General features: G+C 32.0%; 1 protein-coding gene. It reads right to left on the bottom strand.

All coding sequences use genetic code 11. The annotated features are described in order from the left end of the window. Nucleotides 1-275, bottom strand: a 275-nt coding sequence (locus SB764_RS40005) for a hypothetical protein (RefSeq protein ID WP_410866748.1), incomplete at both ends; no start/stop codon positions are given.

Consider the following 275-nt stretch of genomic DNA (forward strand, 5'->3'; position numbering starts at 1 on the left):
GTATAATTTATTATTGTTTTACTGTCTACAGTGTAATTAGGTGGCTGAACTTGGCTGATTTCAACAACAGAAGTAGGATTTAAATGAGAAGTATTATCATATTTTGTTGTAATCTGAGAATAATCGTCCCCTCCCTTGGAAATAACTTTTGAAAGAGGAATAGAAATCATATTCGCATTCATCAATCTTTGGTCATTATAATCATATGGATACGATAAGCTTATACGCTCAGTTCCTCCATCTGGAAAGGTAGTAAGCTTATTTTTTATATTACC

The sequence above is a fragment of the Paraburkholderia sp. SIMBA_027 genome (assembly GCF_046535315.1).
Lineage (GTDB): Bacteria > Pseudomonadota > Gammaproteobacteria > Burkholderiales > Burkholderiaceae > Paraburkholderia > Paraburkholderia tropica.